The organism is Pseudomonas sp. CFII68, assembly GCF_000416195.1.
GTDB classification, from domain to species: Bacteria; Pseudomonadota; Gammaproteobacteria; order Pseudomonadales; family Pseudomonadaceae; genus Aquipseudomonas; species Aquipseudomonas kilonensis.
The window spans coordinates 44,947-62,901 of sequence record NZ_ATLN01000041.1; the positions used below are offsets into that span (position 1 = coordinate 44,947).

Genomic DNA, 17,955 nt, shown 5'->3' on the forward strand with positions numbered 1-17,955 from the left:
TTAGAATCCTAATCAGAATGTTCCCAGCGTTTCATTTTCTGCACCACGGTCGCCTGACTCACGCCCAAGGCCTTGGCTGCAAGGCGCGTGGTCTTGTGCGCACGCAGCGCGGCACGAATCGCATTGCGCTCGGCGTTTTCCAATACCTTGCGCAGCGGCAAGCCGGTGTCATTGGTATTCAGTGGATTGAGGTTAAGGATCTCCTCAGGCATATCAAGCGCCTCAATAGTCCCTGTCTGATTGGTCACCACCAGGCGCTCGACTATGTTGATCAGCTCACGGATGTTGCCAGGCCAGTCGTAGTCGCACATCAGATCAAGGGCTTCGAGCCCCCATTGCACCTGGCGTTCATAACGGACATTGAATCTGTCCAGGTAGTAATGCAGCAGCGGAGCAATCTCCTCCCGGCGCTCGCGCAGTGCCGGAATGTTGATCGGCACCACGTTGAGCCGGTAATACAGATCAGCCCGAAAACGACCTTCTGCCACCAGCTTTTTGAGGTCGTGGTGGGTGGCGCTGATGATGCGTACATCGACCTCCTTCAGCTCCAGGCCCCCGACCGGAATGAAGCGATTTTCTTCGATGACCTTGAGTAACTTGACCTGCACCGGCAGCGGCAAATCACCAATTTCATCGAGAAACAATGTTCCGTGATGCGCCAGCTCCAGCAGGCCACGCTTGCCTTTGGGACCTGCACCTGTGAACGCACCGGGTGCATAGCCAAACAACTCGGCTTCGATCAGATTCTCGGGCAGCGCACCGCAGTTGAGGGCGAGAAATGGCTCACTGGCACGCGGGCTGGCGTTGTGGATGAATTGCGCTACGAGGGTCTTCCCGACGCCGGTTTCGCCCTGGAGCAAAACCTTCACCGAACTGCTGGCTACCTGCCGGGCCAGCGAGAAGACACGGCCGGAAACCTCCTGATCGGCCATAAGCGGAGAACTCAGGAGTTTGTCTCGTTGGCCAGCATGAAGTTTGGCGGTGCTGCTGCGCAGTTGCTTAAGCTGTTGCAACTCATCGCGCTCGTGTTTCATGCGCAGCAGTTCTGTCATGTCGCGTACGGTACTGACAACATATGAAATCCGGTTTTCAGCGTCGAGAATCGGCGTGGCGCTGACGAGCAATTTCTTGCCCTGGCTCAGGCTCTGCATCACCGACACAGGCCGACCTCCCTGCAATACCCGCAGCGTGGCCGATTGCGAGATAACGCCCTCCTTCACCAGCTCCTGCATAGGTCGACCGATGAGATCGCCACCACTGAGTCCGCTCAGGCGCTCATAGGCTTGATTGACTTTCAGCGTCTTGCCGTCGCCATCAGTGATGTAGACGCCGTCATGTAAAGCGTTGAGCAGTTCTTCGAAACTGGCGTCGTTGACATTCACCGGGAACGTTCCTTCGAGGGTGGGGAGCCGTTAAGTGTAAAAGTTGTGCAGAAGAAAATCGTCACCCCACTCACTCCTTGCTCGATTTGGGTATCGCAATACGGCTACTGGTCTTGACCTCGCGCAACGCCAGGCTCGACTGAATGGATGCAATGCCCACCTGGCGCCTGAGCACCTGCTCGATAAAGTCACTGTAGCTATCAAGATCCTCTGCCAACACTTGCAGCACGTAATCGGCATCCCCGGTGATCTTGTGACAGGACAGCACTTCAGGCAGTTGCGCAATCACCGCCTCGAAGGCGTCGGGAGCGTGATCGGCGTGGGTGGAAAAACGGATGTGCACGAACGCCATGATATCCAGCCCCAGCATGCGTCGATCAAGGTTGGCCTGATAGCCCTTGATCACGCCCGCTTCCTCCATTCTCTTACGCCGGCGCCAGCAAGGCGTGAGGCTTAACGACAGGCGTTCACTGAGCTCGGCGTTGGAAATGCTCGCATCCTCTTGCAGCAATGTGAGTATCGCCAGGTCCGTCTCGTCGAGGCTGATGCGTTTGGATGATTTTTTCTGCATTTCGCCAATCCTGAGTAAAAACGCCCGAAAAATCTAACAAGCCACGAATATAAAGCAAAGAAAGCGCATCCAGTCCAGAACAGAATATTTGCACAGGCTCACATTAACGGATGCGCAGAATGTTTACAGTTTTCAGTGATTCCCACCGTTTGCACCACGGCACCGAATTGAAGGACGGCGTGCTCAAGCCGTCGTTCGAACAGCCCAGCCGGGCCGATACCGTACATGATCGAGTCAAGCAGGTAGGCCTTGGCCAGATCGTCGAACCACGGGCATTTGACCGGTCGTGTTACGTCAATGCGCACAGCGAGCGCTACGTCAGCTTTCTTGAAAGCGCATGGTCAGAATGGTGTGCGACCGGGCGTACCCACGATGCCTTGCCGCTGGTATGGCCAGTGCGCGATTTGTCCAACGATCAAGTCCCGACGTTCATCGACGGAAGGCTCGGCTTCTTCGCCATGGATGCCGGTTCTCCGATTACCGCGACCACATGGCACGCCGTAAAGACCAGCGCAGACATCGCCCTCACCGGCCTGGCGCTGATCGATGAAGGCCACGACAGTGCCTTCGCCCTGTGCCGTCCGCCCGGCCATCACGCAGCGCGTGAATACATGGGGGGTTATTGCTATCTCAATAACGCCGCCATTGCCGCACAACAGGCCATCACTCAAGGCGCGAAACGTGTCGCAGTACTCGACGTCGACTTCCATCATGGCAACGGCACCCAGAACATCTTCTACGAACGCAGTGACGTCATGTTCGTGTCGCTGCACGGCGAACCTGCGGTGTCTTATCCGTACTACTCAGGTTTCAGTCACGAAGTCGGCGCCGGCCATGGCGAAGGTTACAACCTCAACTACCCGTTGCCGAAAAATACCACCTGGGAAAGCTATCGCAATGCCCTGCTCCACGCCTGCAGGAAACTCCAGCAATTCGCCCCTGAAGTGCTGGTTATTTCGCTCGGCGTCGACACGTTCAAGGACGACCCCATCAGCCACTTCCTGCTGGAAAGCGAAGATTTCATCGGCATCGGCGAGCTGATAGCGGGTGTGGGCTGCCCCACTCTGTTCGTAATGGAAGGCGGCTACATGGTCGATGAAATCGGAATCAATGCGGTCAATGTGCTGCATGGTTTCGAGAGCAAACGCAGCTGAGCCGTCCCCTGCCCCGCAACGTTATTACTACTGAACCGGAGAATAAAAACATGACTCTTTTCATAGACGTCGATCATGCCGCACGCCTGTTCGCCACGGTGGGCATCCGTCGCGCAATCCGCGAAATGGCGGATTACATCGAAGCTGATTATTCACGTTGGGCGCAGTTTGATAAGTCGCCTCGCACCGCCAATCATTCGGCCAAGGGTGTGATCGAGTTGATGCCGACCGACGATGGCCAGCAGTACTCGTTCAAATACGTCAATGGCCATCCGGACAACGGTCAAAGCAACTTGCTGACGGTCATGGCCTTCGGTGTCCTGGCCGATGTCCACAGCGGCTATCCAACCCTGCTCAGTGAACTGACGCTGACCACCGCTGTGCGCACTGCGGCGACCTCCGCCTTGGTCGCGAAGTCCTTGGCGCGCCCGGATGCCCGCATCATGGCAATCATCGGCAATGGCGCCCAAAGCGAATTTCAGGCCCTCGCCTTCCACGAAATGCTATCGATCAAGGAACTGCGCATATTCGATATCGATCGTGACGCCTCGCTTAAGTTGAAGCGCAACCTGGCCGCGTTCCCGGATCTTGAGGTGACCCTGGCCGGCTCTGTGCAAGAAGCGGTCAAGGGCGCAGACATCGTCACCACGGTCACTGCAGATAAAGCCTACGCAACGATCCTGACGCCCGAGATGATCGAACCCGGCATGCATATCAATGCCGTAGGGGGTGACTGTCCGGGGAAAACCGAGCTGCACGCCGATATCTTGCGCAATGCTCGGGTCATCGTTGAATTTGAACCTCAGACCCGGATTGAAGGTGACATCCAGCAATTGGAAGCCGACTTTCCCGTCGTCGAGTTTTTCCGGATTGTTCAGGGCGAAATCAAGGGCCGCGAGAACGACGCGCAGGTCACCGTGTTCGATTCGGTGGGCTTTGCCCTCGAAGACTTTTCGTCATTGCGCTACGTGCTAGACCTGGCGCAGGAGCATGCAATCGGTGAGCACATCCACTTGGTGCCGAGGCCTGCCAACATAAAAGACCTCTACCAGATCCTGGATCAGCAGCCAGCAATCATCCCCTCACGCCTGCGCACAGTGAGTTGAAAAAACCATAAGTGATGCCCCTGAGCAAAGTGCCAAGGGGCTACGCACCACTGTGGGTACGCGGCAAATCTCGCTCTGCAAAAACAACCACCGTCAGTAGCCGTTGCATCTCTAACAAATACGCAAGACACCACTTTTCTGCCAAAACTCAAAAACATAAAATCAAGAGGTTTTGTAATGAAATCGACTCCATCAGGGCTGATTGAACAGCCTGCGCTGCAGCGCACCCTCAGCAATCGTCACATTCAGTTAATGGCCATGGGAGGCGCCATCGGTACCGGTTTGTTCATGGGTTCCGGGAAGATCATCGCCCTCTCGGGCACGTCGATCATCCTCATCTACATGATCATCGGTCTGTTCGTTTATTTCGTCATGCGTGCCATGGGCGAAATGCTGCTCTCCAACTTGAACTTCAAGACTTTCGCGGATTTTGCCGGTGCCTACCTCGGCCCGCGCGCGGCATTCTTTCTTGGCTGGTCGTATTGGCTGAGCTGGAGCGTGGCGGTGATAGGCGATGCTGTCGTGGTCGGCGGATTTTTTCAGTATTGGTTCCCCGATGTACCCGCCTGGATACCGGCCATCGGTATGCTGATGACCCTGTTCGCCTTGAATGTGCTGACGGTCAGGCTTTTTGGTGAAGTGGAGTTCTGGTTCGCGATCATCAAGATCATTGCCGTCATCACCCTGATTGGCGTCAGCATGGTGCTGATTGCCAGCTCCTTTGTCTCACCCAGCGGTGTTACTGCTTCGCTGAACCACCTGCTGGATAAACAAGCGGCCTTCCCCAACGGCCTGTTCGGTTTCTTTGCCGGTTTCCAGATGGCGATCTTCTCATTTGCCGGCACCGAACTGATCGGCACCGCCGCCGCCGAAACCCGCAACCCCGAGAAGACCCTACCGAAAGCCATCAACTCGATTCCGCTGCGAATCATCCTGTTTTATGTGCTGGCACTGGCCTGCATTATTGCAGTGACTTCGTGGCAACAGGTTTCGCCCAACAAGAGCCCTTTCGTCGAGCTGTTCCTGGTTGCAGGTTTTCCCGCGGCAGCCGGTATCGTCAACTTTGTGGTGCTGACGTCTGCCGCTTCCTCGGCCAACAGTGGTGTATTTTCGTCTAGTCGCATGCTGTTCGGACTGGCCAACCAGGACAACGCCCCGGGGATTTTCCGACGTCTGTCGAGCAATAGCGTGCCTCTGCTGAGTCTGGCCTTCACCACGCTGTTAATGCTCGTGGGTGTGTTGTTGCTTTTCATCGTTCCAGAAGTGATGACCGCCTTCACCATTGTTTCCACTGTATCGGCAATCCTGGTGATTTTTACTTGGTCGACGATCCTTGCGTCGTATATTGCCTACCGCAAAAAGCGGCCTGAGCTGCATGCGAAATCGGCCTACAAAATGCCTGGCGGCGTGCCAATGGCCTGGTTTTCCCTAGTGTTCCTGGGCTTTGTTCTTTGTCTGCTGGCATTGAGACCTGACACCCGTATTGCGTTGATGGTTATGCCCGCGTGGTTCATATGGTTGGCAATTGCTTACCAGTTGACCTGTTCCAGAAAGCCTAGAACCGCTGCTGGATCTGCCAGCCAATACGGCTGAGATGTTTGGGGGCAGCATAAACCTCAACTCATCCTTGATAGCTTAAAGCCATCTGTCGATAATCACGCCTTCTAAAAAAGCACATAAGGATTTGCTGTGAAGAAGCTCTACTTGGCTCTACCGTTCTGCGCGCTGCTGCTACAAGGCTGTGGCGTGACCATGACCCGCTATGAACCCAATTTTCAGAACGTTCAGCAGCTCAAGAAAAATGCACCCATGCAGCTCTTGCGCGAGACGCAGGTGAATGCGGATTCAGGTCAAGGGTCGCTGATGGTGCGCCTGAACCCGATTTCGTCGCCCGAGGGCAGCGTTCCACTGCACATCCAGGCCGCGATCAACGATGAGCTCCGCCAGGCGGGTCTGTTGGACCCTCGTGCTGACCGGCAGTTGCAGGTTCAGTTGGTCAAGAGCCAGCTCACCGCAGGCATGAGCAGCGGCCATGGCGAAGTGGCTGCGCGCTTCACGCTGCGTAAAGGTGATCAGGTTTTATACGAAACCACTAAAGACGTGCAGCGTGATTGGGACAGCAGTTTCTTCGGTCCGATCGCCATTCCGGCGGCCGCGAACAACTACAACCCGATGTTGCAAGATCTGCTCAAGAGCTTGTACAACGACCCGCAGTTCACTCAAGCGTTGAAGTGATCAAAAAAAAGAGCCGCGATTGCGGCTCTTTTTCTATCGGTGTCAGCCCCGTGGAATGCGGGTGTCGACAGCGGAGTATTTTATGCGGTTGTTGTCGACCCAGTTCTTCAACAGCGCATTGACCTGGCGGTTGAAGGTGTCGGTGATGGCCGCCTTGGGCGTATTGCCTGCCAGGGGCAGGAACCAGATGCCCATCCAGGTGTTGACCGCATCATGATTGCTGGTCTTGCCCAACGGCTGGCCCTGCTCGTCCAGGGTTTCCAGGCTCATGGTGTACTGGTCGGTCGCCAACGCAGGAATGATCGTGAACGTGAAGCCACTGATGAACGCCAGGACCATTTGCCCACCGCCTGGCGCATGGTTGTAGACCTTCAATCGAAGACTGTAATCGCCTGGTTGCTTCTGGAATTCGTCAAAGACCACGCGCCCAAAAAGTCCTGATTCATCGAAGGTTCGCTTCAGGTCGGGCTTGAGCATGTCGCGAGCCTGCGGCACCTCGGTGGCCTTGGCATTGTCGGGGTCGCCCTGATAGAAATCGAAATCGACATAGACGTTCGGCTTGTTCGAGTAGCTGGCCATTGAAGGCAGATTCACGGGGGCAACTTCATCTTTGGTGAAACTGGCGCATCCACTCAGGCTCAAGGCCAAGGCGAGGCCTATGGCTTTTGCAAATTGCATATCGACTTCCTTGCGTAATTTGACTAATGCCGCTCACAGAGAGGGGGACGAATTCTAGCGGGATCCGCTTAAAAGCAAAAGGCTATCATCTAGTAGCCTGTCCTCATTTCCTCGCCCTTGAACAGGCTGGCTGAACGCGGCGTCCTCCTCCCCTGACACCGGCCACCGTTTGGACTTGCGGATTTTCACACCTGCCGTCCACAGGCGGAAGAGCTCCCTCCGGGCGCTATCATCATGCATCTGTAGGATGGCGATCCTCCTTGAATCCGCCGATACTCGCCCCAGGCCCTGCCCCACGTCAAAACGACGTTCCGGCCCTCAATGACTTCGTGACGAAAACAATAAGAATGTCGCACAGAGGTACATACGAATGAGCCGTCATGATCATGGTCACGCCCGCCTCCTCGAGGCCTTCAGCGCAATGACACTGGAGCTTCAGCGCCTGGCGCAGGACAAAGACATCGAGCATTTCCACGAAGCAGCACTGAGCTGCATCAGCCAACTGCTGCCCTTCGACAGCGCCTGGTGGGGCCGCGGAGCATTGATTGACGGGTTACCCGAAGAACACAGCTCCTATCTCCACAAACTGCCCCGTAGTTACCTGTCGGACTGGCAGTCGATTCGTCATATCGATGTGACCGTCACCAGGGCTCACGATGTTCCCGGGCAAGCCGTCATTGTCGACATGCGTAACCCTGCCAGCGGCCCTGGGCTCAATTGGCTCGGTGAGACCTACGCCATTGGCGAATTGCTGTGCGTGGTGTACATCGACCCGCAAACCCATCTCAGCGATCACCTCGCGCTCTATCGCGCGACCGACGCGGCACGCTTTACCGAGCAGGACTGCCTGCTGTTGAACAACCTCATGCTGCACCTGGTGGCGGCAGTGTCCGCCAATCAGATTCGCACGCTGGTGGCCATGCGCGAGGCCCTCACTCACCCACGCAATCTCGCTCTAGCCGTGTGCGACCGACGCGGCACCCTGCACTGTGCAGAGCGCGGCTTCGTCGACTTGCTGTTGAGCGAATGGCCGGACTGGAGCGGTCCTTGCCTGCCGGTGGCGATGGACGCCGACGGGTATGAAGGCAAGCACTTGCAGGTCGAGGCCTCGACGGTCGGCGATCTGTTCCTGCTGGCCGCCCGCAGCCGCACGGTGCTGATGCAACTGAGCCCACGGGAAAACGCCGTGGCCCAAGGCTTCGGCGAAGGCAAGACCTACAAGGAAGTCGCCCGCGACCTGGGCATGTCCCCCAATACTGTGCGCCACCACATCCGCGCTATCTACAGCAAGCTCGGGGTCAAGGACAAAGCCCGTATCGCCCATCTGCTGCATGCCCCACCTGACTGATCCGCACCGCTGACTCGCGCTGACTTTTTCGCTGTCGTTTTGACGGCCACGGGACACCTTTGCCCTTTTTTTGCCCCTCTGCCACCTACGGGCGAGCCATTCGCCGCACAACAACTTAAAGAAGAGATGCAATGCCCATGACCAACACGTTCACTCGCAATACAGCGCTGGCCCTGATCGGCGGTTTGTCGAGCCTGCACGCCAGTGCCGCCGACCTCAACGCCCGGGATTTTATCGGCGCGCCTTCAGGCACCAACCTGGGCCTGCTCTATCTGCCGGCAAGCCGCGCTGACGACTTCCACGGCCCGGCCGACAGCACCGGCAAGGCCGACCTGAAGGTCAACGCCATGGCTTACCGCCAGGTATTTTTCACCGACATCTGCGGCACGCTATGTACGCCACAGTTCATCGTGCCCTTCGCCGACATCAACGCGCGCCTGCCGGGTGCCAGCCAACACACCGGGGAAAGCGGCTTTGGCGACCCTCAGGTCGGCGGCACCCTGTTCTTGATCAATGACCCTGCTTCACGCACTTACAGCGGATTGCTGACGCTGATTACGCTGCCGATTGGCGAGTACCACAACGACAATCCAGATGTATCGCCCGGTGCCAATCGCTGGGGGGCCACCTTCGTTTACAACTACACCCAGGGCATCGGCGAAAAATGGGTGTTGGAAGCCAACCTTGAAGCCCAGCTCTACGGCAAGAACGACGACTACTTTGGCAGCGATCTGAAACAGGACCCGTTGTATCGCCTGCAAGCCTTCGCCTCCTACGACTTTACGCAAAGCACCTACGGTGCTTTGCGGCTGATCCACGCCGACGGCGGCGAACTGCGGATCAACGACCAGCGCATCGATGACACCCACAAGCGCTACACCCAAGTGGGCTTCGAAGTCGGCCACTGGCTGGATAAACAGAACCAGGTGATGTTCGGCCTTTCGCAGAACGTTGCCACCGATAACGGCTACCACGGCACTGACGCACTGCTGCGTCTGGTCCATGTGTTCTGAATTCATTCACCGGAGCTTCCCCATGAACACCCAGACCCAATCGCTGGTGGATGAGCGTGTGCGCGCATCATCTCAACGGGCGCTGCTGGCAGCCATCGTGCTGTTCGCCGCCATCACCCCGACCATTCTCATGACCGCACCGGCCATCGCCGCGCAACTGGCGACTCAATGGCAGTTGAGCCCGTCACAGATCGGCGATCTGTTCTCCACCGAACTTGGCGCCATGAGCCTGGCCACCTTGCCCGCCCTGTGGTGGCTGAAACGTAGCGACTGGCGCCGCGCCGCATTGCTGGCGGGTGTTGTATTCATTGCAGCAAACCTTTTATCAGTGCTTGCGGCTGACTACTCGATACTCCTGGCATTGCGCTTTTGCAGTGCCCTGGCGGGCGGTTCGTTGATGATCATCTGCCTGTCCAGCGCCGCGTCAACAGCCAATCCCGGCCGCGTCTATGGGTTATGGGTGCTGGGGCAACTGGTCGTCGGGGCGATCGGTTTGAGCATCCTGCCTCGGCTCTTCGAACACTTCGGGCTATCGGCGTGCTACGTGATCCTCGCCGGGTTGATGACGGTCTTTTTGCCACTGGCCCGCTATTTTCCGCAAGGCAGCCCATCGGCTGAAACAACCGCCGAGCACGTCGCCATCGCCTCGCTGTGGAAAGCCGCACTGGGCATTCTGGGGGTCTTGAGCTTCTACATTTGCCTGGGCGGTGTGTGGACCTTTATCGGCTCCATCGCCACCCAGGCAGGTATCTCCGCCGAGTCCAGTGGCAAGGTTCTGGCGCTCGCCACGGTGATGGGTATTGTCGGAGCGGGTTGTGCCTCACTGATCGGCGACCGACTGCCACGCTTGCTGCTGTTGCTGCTGGGCTACGCACTGATGGCCGGCTCAGTGCTGTTGCTGCGGGGGCAACCCGAAATAATGCGTTTTGCCGTGGCAGCGCTGCTGTTCAAGTTCACCTGGACTTTCATTCTGCCGTTGATCCTCGCCTGCCTGGCCGACCTCGACCGCTCCGGAAAACTGATGAACGCCTCCAACCTGGTGATCGGCGGTGGCCTGGCTATCGGCCCGACAGTGGCGGGCCGGCTGATCGAAGCCAGCGGCGGTTTCCACTCGCTGCTGATCGGCGGGACGTGCATCACCCTGCTGTCCCTGGCGTTGATGCTCGGCAGCCGCCCAAACGCATGAATGGCCTTATTACCCTAAAGAAAATGGAAAGACGATGAGCCGAAAAAGTGCATTTTTCTTCGACGAACTCAGCCTCTGGCACAGCGCCGGGTTGCATGCCTTGACCTTGCCGGTGGGAGGATGGGTGCAACCACCTGCCGCTGCGGGCCACGCTGAGTCGCCGGAAACCAAACGCCGTCTGAAGAGCCTGCTGGACGTTTCCGGCCTGACCCGCCATTTGCAGGTACGCAGCGCCAACGCGGCGACCGATGAAGATCTGCTGCGGGTTCATACACCCGGTTACCTGCAACGCTTCAAGGCGATGAGCGACGCCGGGGGCGGTGAGTTGGGGCCGCACGCGCCCATCGGGCCTGGAAGTTATGAAATAGCCACGCTTTCTGCCGGGTTGGCCATCGCCGCGGTCGATGCCGTGCTCGTCGGGGAAGTCGATAACGCGTACGCACTGTCGCGCCCGCCGGGCCATCACTGCCTCGCCGACAGCGCCATGGGCTTTTGCTTCCTGGCCAACATTGCCATCGCCATTGAAGCCGCAAAAGCCCGCCATGGCCTGGGCAACATCGCGGTGATCGACTGGGACGTACACCACGGCAACGGCACGCAATCCATCTTCGAAGAGCGTGCTGATGTGCTGACCATCTCACTGCACCAGGACGGCTGTTTCCCGCCAGGTTACAGCGGTGAAGCTGAGCGTGGCCGCGGCGCGGGGTTGGGCGCGAACATCAATATTCCGTTGTCACCCGGCTGCGGTCATGAGGCTTATCTGCATACGATGGAACGCATCGTGATCCCAGCGCTGGAGCGCTTCGAGCCCGAGTTGATCATTGTCGCCTGCGGTTACGACGCCAACGCCGTCGATCCGCTGGCTCGCATGCTGTTGCACAGCGACTCGTTCCGGCAAATGACCAGCCTGGTGCGCAAAGCCGCCGAACGCCTGTGCCAGGGCCGTCTCGTTCTGGTCCACGAAGGTGGGTATTCCGAAGCGTATGTGCCGTTTTGCGGGCTGGCGACCATCGAAGAACTGGCGGGCGTCAGGACAGCAGTCACCGATCCCATGTTGGAATTTATACAACTACAGCAACCGAAGGAGGCGCTTGCGGCGTTTCAGCGGCACTTGATCGATGAGTTGGCCGAAGCACACCAGGCCTAGCAGCCGACAATGTGGCGGGTCAGTTCCACGGCCCGAGCGTGACGCAAAATCCGATGCCATGACAGGCATCGGATTTTTTTCGGGAAGACGCTTCGAAATTACCTGACACGCTCAAAAACGATGTGAACCTTCGCCCCATCCGGGCGGCGAAAATCTTCTACCATCCGGTTGCCATCGACCTTCAACTGCAGGTCGTCCCGGGTGCGCACAGCGCCCACCCAGTTCGGGAACGTAGCCCCTTCGACAGTGTTGCCTGTGAACTCACCGTTCGGGTCGACGGTATATCGCCCGAAAAAACCGATGCTCCCCGCCATCGCTGCCCGGTTTTCCTCATCGGTGCCTTCGCCACGAACGTTGGATCGAAACGCCGGCACGCGTGGATCCGTGAGTACTTCGACAAACGTCAGCTCTGGCGTGAAGACGAGCCAACCATGAGGATCGGGGCCATAAGCATCCGATCTACTGCCCTGGCTCTCAACGGTTGCACTGACCATGCGCCATGTCCCGACCACGGAATTTTCTTTGCCCGCAAACGCTGTGGAGAACGCCGAGAAGGCAATGACTGCTACGACCGCCAGTAGCGTATTTTTCAGACTCATCCGCTTCACCTTTCCTCGCCGCAACGACGCGGCAGACAATAGAGTGGGTTTCATTCTGGCCGGCACGGTCCTCATGCCCTGGCCGAGATGGTCGCCAAACGTAACTCCCGCAACGTGGCATTATCCGCCTTCCGCCCCAGTTGCCAGCCCAAGTAACCCCACAGCAGTGCGCAACAGGCGCCGATTATCGCGGCCAGACCGGCCCCCTGCCCTAGCAGGTCGAGCAGGCTCTTGGCCCAGCCGCTCATGGCGTCACCTGCGCGATAAACCACGGTGTCGATGAAGTTCTTGGCCTTGTATTTACTCTCGGCATCCAACGGCGCGAACAACATTTCCCTGCCCGGTCGGACGAACGCGTACTCACCGATTCGTCGCACGATCATCACCGCCGCCAGCAGAGCGAACCCCGGCGCCAACGCCAGGCCGAGGAAGCCGATGCACATGAGCAGCGGCACGACGGCCAACAAAGCACGCACCCCCAACTTCGGCGCGATGCGGCCGGTGATGAACAGCTGGGACAGCAACGCACCGGCCTGCACGATGATGTCGATGGTGCCGAAGATGCGTACTTGCGCCTGGCGATCCGGATAGTGCTCGGCCACCAGGCGCGCCTGCTCGAAATAGAGAAAGGTGCTGACCGTCGCCAACAGCACCACGAAGCCGGCGATCCCCAGCAAGTAAGGTGACCTGAGCACCGCCGTCAACCCGCTGAACGGATTACCGTGCAATGGCTGTTGGGGGCTTTGCGTCGGTGCGGCGCCGGGGCGGCCGGCCCCGCCCGTTTCGCGCCACCCCATCAACGCCCGTTTCAACACCAGCGAGGCGCCGAGCAACACGGCCGCCAGAAACATCAACCCCGAGGCGCCGAGGGGACCGATGAGCAGCGCGCTCAGGGCCGGACCCAACAGACCGCCGACGCTGGCGCCCGCGGCGATGAAGGCGAACAGACGCTTGGCCTGCTCGCTGTCGAATACATCTGCCATCAGGCTCCAGGCCACTGACACGACGAACAAGTTATAAACCGAGATCCAGACGTAAAAGCCCCGGGCCAGCCAGACACTGTCCGGCTGGAACTGGAACAACTCGACGAACATCAGCAGGTTGAAACCGAAGAAGCCGTACACCCAGTCGATCAGGCGCAGGCGCGGCACCCGCGAACTGAGCCAGGCGAACAACGGCACGGCTGCCAGCATGACCAGGAAGGTCGCGGTAAACAGCCATTGCAGATTCTCCACCCCCGCCGCGATGCCCATCGATTCACGGATTGGGCGCAGCGTGAAGTAACCGGTGAAGAGACAAAGGAACAGCAGGAACCCGCACAGCGCCGGACGCAACTCACCGTCGCGGGCGTTCAGGGCGAGACTCAGCCGGTGCAAATAGGAAGGCGCACTCATAAGGAACTCCGGGGAGACGGCAACAAGACAAAGGTCAAGCGCGGGACGGACGCCCGCGCCCAGGGTTGCATCAGCGATAGGTCACGCCGGTCAGTCGCTCGGAGACGGCCCAGAGCCGTTCGGCATCGGCCTGCGTGCTCGCAGCGGGCGGCGTCTTGGCGAATCCCAACGGACCGCGTCTTTCATCGTCAGCGGTCGGGCCGTAATAAGCTCCGCCCACCGCTTGCGCAGCAGTGGCGGCATACAAGGTGGGCAACGCCCCTTGTGCCGCTGAGTGGTACGCGTCACGGTCCTTTGCCCAACGCCGACCGAACTCGCTGTCCAGGCCTGGCCCCCGTGCGACCAACTCGGTGACCGCAACGCCGGGATGCGCCGCCATGCTGCGAATCCCCCAGTTTTCAGCATCACTGCGCCGCTGCAAGGCAAATGCCCAGTGCAGGACGGCCAGTTTCGATTGCGCGTAGGCCGCGTACGGGTCGTACTTCTGCTCGCTCTGAAGGTCATCAAGGTTCATCGCGCCGCGCGCCGCGGCAATGCTGGACAGGCTCACCACGCGGGCATCCTGGCTTTGACGCAAGAGCGGCACCAACAGGCCGGTCAGCGCGAAGTGTCCCAGATAGTTGGTGGCCAACTGAAGTTCAAAGCCATCGGCGGATGTACCCCGCTCGGGCGGTGCCATGACGGCGGCATTGTTGATCAACACGTCGAGGCGCGGCAGCCGTTGATTGAGACGCTGGGCCAGGTCGCGCACCGATGAAAGATCAGCCAGGTCCACGTTCTCGAACTGCACCTTGGCGTCGGGCACGGACTCGCGGATACGCGCAATGGCCTGTGCGCCGCGCTCTGGGTTGCGCGCGGCGATGATGACCTCGGCGCCGGCACGCGCCAAGGCCAGCGCATCCTCGTAGCCCATGCCGCTGGTGCCACCGGTGATCAGGACAATCCGGCCTTTCTGGGACGGTATGTCGCTGGTCGACCAGTCTGGTTTCGGTGTAATGCGATCGGAAGCTTCGATACTCACCGTACTGAGCAGCGCGACGCCCGCGGCGAGGGTTCTCGCCATTCTCGCAAGCCGATTCATGGTGCTCGTGCGGCCAATGGCGGGTGTTGTTCTATTCCACATGGTGATGGTCCCTGTCTGAAGAAATGAACCGGCATCGCCGGACGGTCACTGGTTCGAGCACGCCTGCGCCAACTGCAGAAAGCTGACGTGCTTCTTTATTCCTTGGGTATTCAAATAGGTCATATTGGCTTGCACGACCTCGCATACCGGTGATGTCGCCTCCTCGATATGGATGACCCTGGCGATGTCCAGCGGCATGCCATATTCGTAGGCCGGGAACTGCGTTTGCTCTTTGGCGAGCAGCGGCGAGCCGCTCAAGGAGATGACTGCCAGCAGGCCGGCAATCGACAGGTTTCGAATGTTCATAGTGGGCTCCACGACACTGTCCTCGTTGGGATGGTCGTGGCACTCTAGGCGGGGGCGACTGACGTCAAGGTGACTGCTGGCTGACGGGAAGATGTCAAACGCGGGCGGACGTTACTCGCAGGCGGCGACTAGCGCGCCGCCTGGCTCATCAGGGAAAATCCAAAGGTATTGAGCCCATCCTTGCTGTGGGCGAACACCCGCCCACCGTGCATGGATGCCACCGCACGCACGATGGAAAGGCCCAGGCCATGGTGGGCATCGCTTCGCGTCCTGGCGGTGTCGGCGCGATAGAAACGCTCGAACAAACGCTCCAGGTGCACGTTGTCGATGGGCTCCCCGGCATTGGAAACGCTCACCTCGACCTGCATGCCGTGGCTGGCCAGCGTTACCGTGATGGTGCTTGTCGGCACCGCGTATCGCGCCGCGTTCTGTATCAAATTGGCCAGGGAGCGGTGAAAGAGGCGTCGGTCGATGCACACACGCATGTCACCTTGGATCACCACGCTCAGCTGTTTGTCGTGCAGGACCGGCTCCAGATACTCCACCGTCTTCGACGCCTCTTCATAAAGCGAGACATCACTGAGCTCGGTAGCCCGTTGCCCGCTCTCGGCTCCGGCCAGGAACAGCATGTCATTGACGATGGTGCCCATCCGTTCCAGCTCTTCGAGGTTCGACTGCAGCAAGTCTTGAAGCTCGCTCACCTCACGCCCGTGGGCCAATGCCACCTGGGTCTGTCCGATCAGGTTGGTCAGGGGCGTTCGCAGCTCATGGGCCACATTGGCATTGAACCCTTCGAGCTGGCACCAGGCTGCTTCCTGGCGAGCCAGGGCGCCGTTGAACGACACCGCCAGTTCCTGCAATTCGCCTGGCAACGCCTCGGTGTCCAGTCGCTGCTTCGAATCCCCCGGCGGCAGGCTGTTGGCTTGACGGCTCAAACGCCTCACCGGCCCCAGGCCAAAACGCGCGATCCAGTAACCGAGCAGCGCAACCAGCCCGATGCCCAACGCCGAGGTCAGGATCAGAATCTTGGTGAAGTGGTCCAGGGTCTTCCTGAACGGCGTTGAATCCAGCCCCACGATAAAACGCAGTTCCGGACGGTTGCCCATGGGGGGAATGGTCTTGAGCAACACCATCATGGGCCGCTCTTTCTCAGGCAAGTCGACGGTAAATAGCCCATCGGAGCGCTTCGACCAATCCTGGCCGTCCGGCATCACCCCGCCGTAACTGAAGGCTGGGTTGTCCACCAGGATCCAATAGCGGACTCGTTCATCCGCAGGCGTCAGGCCGTCGAGCTTCTGGCGCAAACCGACCCAGAACGTCGGCGAATCGTATTTGGCGAGCACCGGGTCGAGCACGGAATGGCGCAGGATCAGCTCATTCTGCATCTGGTCATCGAGCGATTGCTTCAAGGAACAGCGCAACAGCGTCGCGCTGATCGACATGATCAGCAGGACAGCGAGGGCGAACATCAGGGCAAGCCGCTTGGCGATCGATCTTTTCATCAAGGCGTACCCGTTTGCCTGCCATCTGCCTCTCGGCTTTCCAGTACATACCCCATGCCGCGGACGGTATGTAGCAGCTTGCGCGGATACGGGGTATCCACCTTGGCGCGGACGCGCTTGATCGCAACCTCGACGACGTTGGCATCACTGTCGAAATTCATGTCCCAGACCTGCTCGGCAATCATCAACTTGGAAAGGATCTCGCCCTGATGCCGCGCCAACAGGCTTAACAGGGAGAACTCCTTGGCCGTCAGGTCCAGCCGCAGCCCTCCCCGGGTCACCTTGCGCGCTTGTAGATCGACTTCCAGGTCGTCGATGCGCAAATGCGTCAGGTCAACCGTGTCACCGGCGCGACGACGGATCAAGGCCTGGACACGTGCGACAAGTTCGGCAAACGAAAAAGGCTTGCCCAGGTAATCATCGGCGCCCTCGCGCAGCCCTCGAATGCGGTCATCCACCGTCCCCCTGGCCGACAGCATGATGACCGGGGTTTTCTTGTGCAGGCGCAGGCCTTGCAGCACGTCGTAGCCGTCCTTGCCCGGCAGCATCACATCCAGGATCACCACGTCGTAATCCCATTCCAACGCGTAGTGCAGGCCATCGATACCATTCGTGGCAACGTCGACAATGTAGCCGAGCTCGGTCAAGCCACGATGGACGTAGGAGGAGGTTTTTTCTTCGTCCTCGACAATGAGCAAACGCATCGGGTAACGCCTCTCTTAAAACGGTGCCACAAATTAGGAGACCCAATAGTCGATCCCGATGTTTGGCTTGCTGCTGATGCTTCAAGCCCCCTGCACGATCGCCTGGATGTACATTTTCCCCAGTCTAGGCGGCGAAGGTGTCCCCAGGCTGACCGCTTCCTGACATTCTTGTCAGAAAGGCTGCAAGGGCCGAGTCCGTCACTCTTACTGAGTTATTCGAATTTGGAATTACCGTTATAGCTAACGAAACTATGTAGACGACCTTTCGTCACCTATCTTGACGTCAGGTATCCGTCCCAACTGGGGCGATGCTGGAACGTTATCTAACGGGCTCCAGACACACGTTAATCGGCAGGATAAGGATCTGCTCGTACGTTCAGTTTGCTTGAAGACCGCAAGACCGATAAGGAGATCCCCCTGTGGTGGATGTGCAGCAATTGTTGGACTCGATTCCCCCTGGCATCCCCTATGGCGACGACCCTGCGTACGGCGCCACCTTCCTTGCAA

Annotated in this window: 17 protein-coding genes; 8 read left to right on the top strand and 9 right to left on the bottom strand. The window is 58.8% G+C overall.

Translation table 11 applies throughout. From position 1 onward, the window contains the following. Nucleotides 1–8: 8 nt before the first annotated feature. Both CFII68_RS19295 and CFII68_RS19290 read right to left on the bottom strand, forming a co-directional pair. Nucleotides 9–1,382, bottom strand: coding sequence for a sigma-54-dependent Fis family transcriptional regulator (locus CFII68_RS19295; RefSeq protein WP_018603978.1), 1,374 nt, complete (start codon nucleotides 1,380–1,382; stop codon nucleotides 9–11). A 70-nt stretch (nucleotides 1,383–1,452) separates the two neighbouring features. Continuing rightward, nucleotides 1,453–1,953 (bottom strand): Lrp/AsnC family transcriptional regulator, encoded by a 501-nt coding sequence (locus CFII68_RS19290; RefSeq protein WP_018603980.1) that lies wholly within the window; start codon nucleotides 1,951–1,953, stop codon nucleotides 1,453–1,455. A gap of 119 nt (nucleotides 1,954–2,072) precedes the next feature. Here CFII68_RS19290 and CFII68_RS19285 point away from each other — a divergent pair, with 119 nt between their 5' ends. The 4 genes from CFII68_RS19285 to CFII68_RS19270 all read left to right on the top strand — a co-directional run bounded on the left by CFII68_RS19285 (nucleotide 2,073) and on the right by CFII68_RS19270 (nucleotide 6,448). Continuing rightward, nucleotides 2,073–3,107: a histone deacetylase family protein gene (locus CFII68_RS19285; protein WP_018603982.1), complete on the top strand. Its 1,035-nt coding sequence runs from the start codon at nucleotides 2,073–2,075 to the stop codon at nucleotides 3,105–3,107. Nucleotides 3,108–3,157: 50 nt separating this feature from the next. Next, nucleotides 3,158–4,213: an ornithine cyclodeaminase gene (locus CFII68_RS19280; protein ID WP_018603983.1), complete on the top strand. Its 1,056-nt coding sequence runs from the start codon at nucleotides 3,158–3,160 to the stop codon at nucleotides 4,211–4,213. A gap of 177 nt (nucleotides 4,214–4,390) precedes the next feature. Continuing rightward, nucleotides 4,391–5,806, top strand: coding sequence for an amino acid permease (locus CFII68_RS19275; protein WP_018603984.1), 1,416 nt, complete (start codon nucleotides 4,391–4,393; stop codon nucleotides 5,804–5,806). A gap of 96 nt (nucleotides 5,807–5,902) precedes the next feature. After that, entirely contained in the window at nucleotides 5,903–6,448 is a 546-nt protein-coding gene (locus tag CFII68_RS19270; RefSeq protein WP_018603985.1) for a hypothetical protein, read from the top strand. Nucleotides 6,449–6,490: 42 nt separating this feature from the next. Here the strand turns inward: CFII68_RS19270 and CFII68_RS19265 are convergent, their stop codons facing one another. After that, complete coding sequence (locus CFII68_RS19265) at nucleotides 6,491–7,126, bottom strand: hypothetical protein (protein ID WP_018603986.1); 636 nt, start codon at nucleotides 7,124–7,126, stop codon at nucleotides 6,491–6,493. A 370-nt stretch (nucleotides 7,127–7,496) separates the two neighbouring features. On the opposite strand from CFII68_RS19265, the gene CFII68_RS19255 reads away from it, so the two are divergent. The 4 genes from CFII68_RS19255 to CFII68_RS19240 all read left to right on the top strand — a co-directional run bounded on the left by CFII68_RS19255 (nucleotide 7,497) and on the right by CFII68_RS19240 (nucleotide 11,820). Then, entirely contained in the window at nucleotides 7,497–8,474 is a 978-nt protein-coding gene (locus CFII68_RS19255; protein ID WP_018603988.1) for a helix-turn-helix transcriptional regulator, read from the top strand. Nucleotides 8,475–8,605: 131 nt separating this feature from the next. Continuing rightward, nucleotides 8,606–9,487: a transporter gene (locus CFII68_RS19250; RefSeq protein WP_018603989.1), complete on the top strand. Its 882-nt coding sequence runs from the start codon at nucleotides 8,606–8,608 to the stop codon at nucleotides 9,485–9,487. A 22-nt stretch (nucleotides 9,488–9,509) separates the two neighbouring features. Beyond that, complete coding sequence (locus tag CFII68_RS19245; protein WP_018603990.1) at nucleotides 9,510–10,673, top strand: MFS transporter; 1,164 nt, start codon at nucleotides 9,510–9,512, stop codon at nucleotides 10,671–10,673. A 34-nt stretch (nucleotides 10,674–10,707) separates the two neighbouring features. Then, nucleotides 10,708–11,820, top strand: coding sequence for a class II histone deacetylase (locus tag CFII68_RS19240; RefSeq protein WP_018603991.1), 1,113 nt, complete (start codon nucleotides 10,708–10,710; stop codon nucleotides 11,818–11,820). Between the two features lie 98 nt (nucleotides 11,821–11,918). On the opposite strand, the gene CFII68_RS19235 is transcribed toward CFII68_RS19240, so the two are convergent. The 6 genes from CFII68_RS19235 to CFII68_RS19210 all read right to left on the bottom strand — a co-directional run bounded on the left by CFII68_RS19235 (nucleotide 11,919) and on the right by CFII68_RS19210 (nucleotide 17,448). Further along, on the bottom strand, nucleotides 11,919–12,419 hold the full coding sequence (locus tag CFII68_RS19235; RefSeq protein ID WP_018603992.1) for a lipocalin-like domain-containing protein: 501 nt from the start codon (nucleotides 12,417–12,419) through the stop codon (nucleotides 11,919–11,921). 71 nt (nucleotides 12,420–12,490) lie between these two features. Next, nucleotides 12,491–13,813 carry an NTP/NDP exchange transporter gene (locus CFII68_RS19230; protein WP_018603993.1) on the bottom strand — a complete coding sequence of 441 codons (1,323 nt, stop codon included), beginning with the start codon at nucleotides 13,811–13,813 and terminating at the stop codon, nucleotides 12,491–12,493. Nucleotides 13,814–13,883: 70 nt separating this feature from the next. Next, nucleotides 13,884–14,876: an oxidoreductase gene (locus CFII68_RS19225; protein ID WP_018603994.1), complete on the bottom strand. Its 993-nt coding sequence runs from the start codon at nucleotides 14,874–14,876 to the stop codon at nucleotides 13,884–13,886. Nucleotides 14,877–14,981: 105 nt separating this feature from the next. Continuing rightward, nucleotides 14,982–15,242 (bottom strand): DUF2790 domain-containing protein, encoded by a 261-nt coding sequence (locus CFII68_RS19220; RefSeq protein ID WP_018603995.1) that lies wholly within the window; start codon nucleotides 15,240–15,242, stop codon nucleotides 14,982–14,984. A gap of 128 nt (nucleotides 15,243–15,370) precedes the next feature. Next, nucleotides 15,371–16,744 carry a heavy metal sensor histidine kinase gene (locus CFII68_RS19215; RefSeq protein WP_018603996.1) on the bottom strand — a complete coding sequence of 458 codons (1,374 nt, stop codon included), beginning with the start codon at nucleotides 16,742–16,744 and terminating at the stop codon, nucleotides 15,371–15,373. Next, nucleotides 16,744–17,448, bottom strand: a complete 705-nt coding sequence (locus CFII68_RS19210; RefSeq protein ID WP_018603997.1) for a heavy metal response regulator transcription factor — start codon at nucleotides 17,446–17,448, stop codon at nucleotides 16,744–16,746. The genes CFII68_RS19215 and CFII68_RS19210 overlap by 1 nt, the downstream gene beginning before the upstream one ends. Nucleotides 17,449–17,955 lie beyond the last annotated feature (507 nt).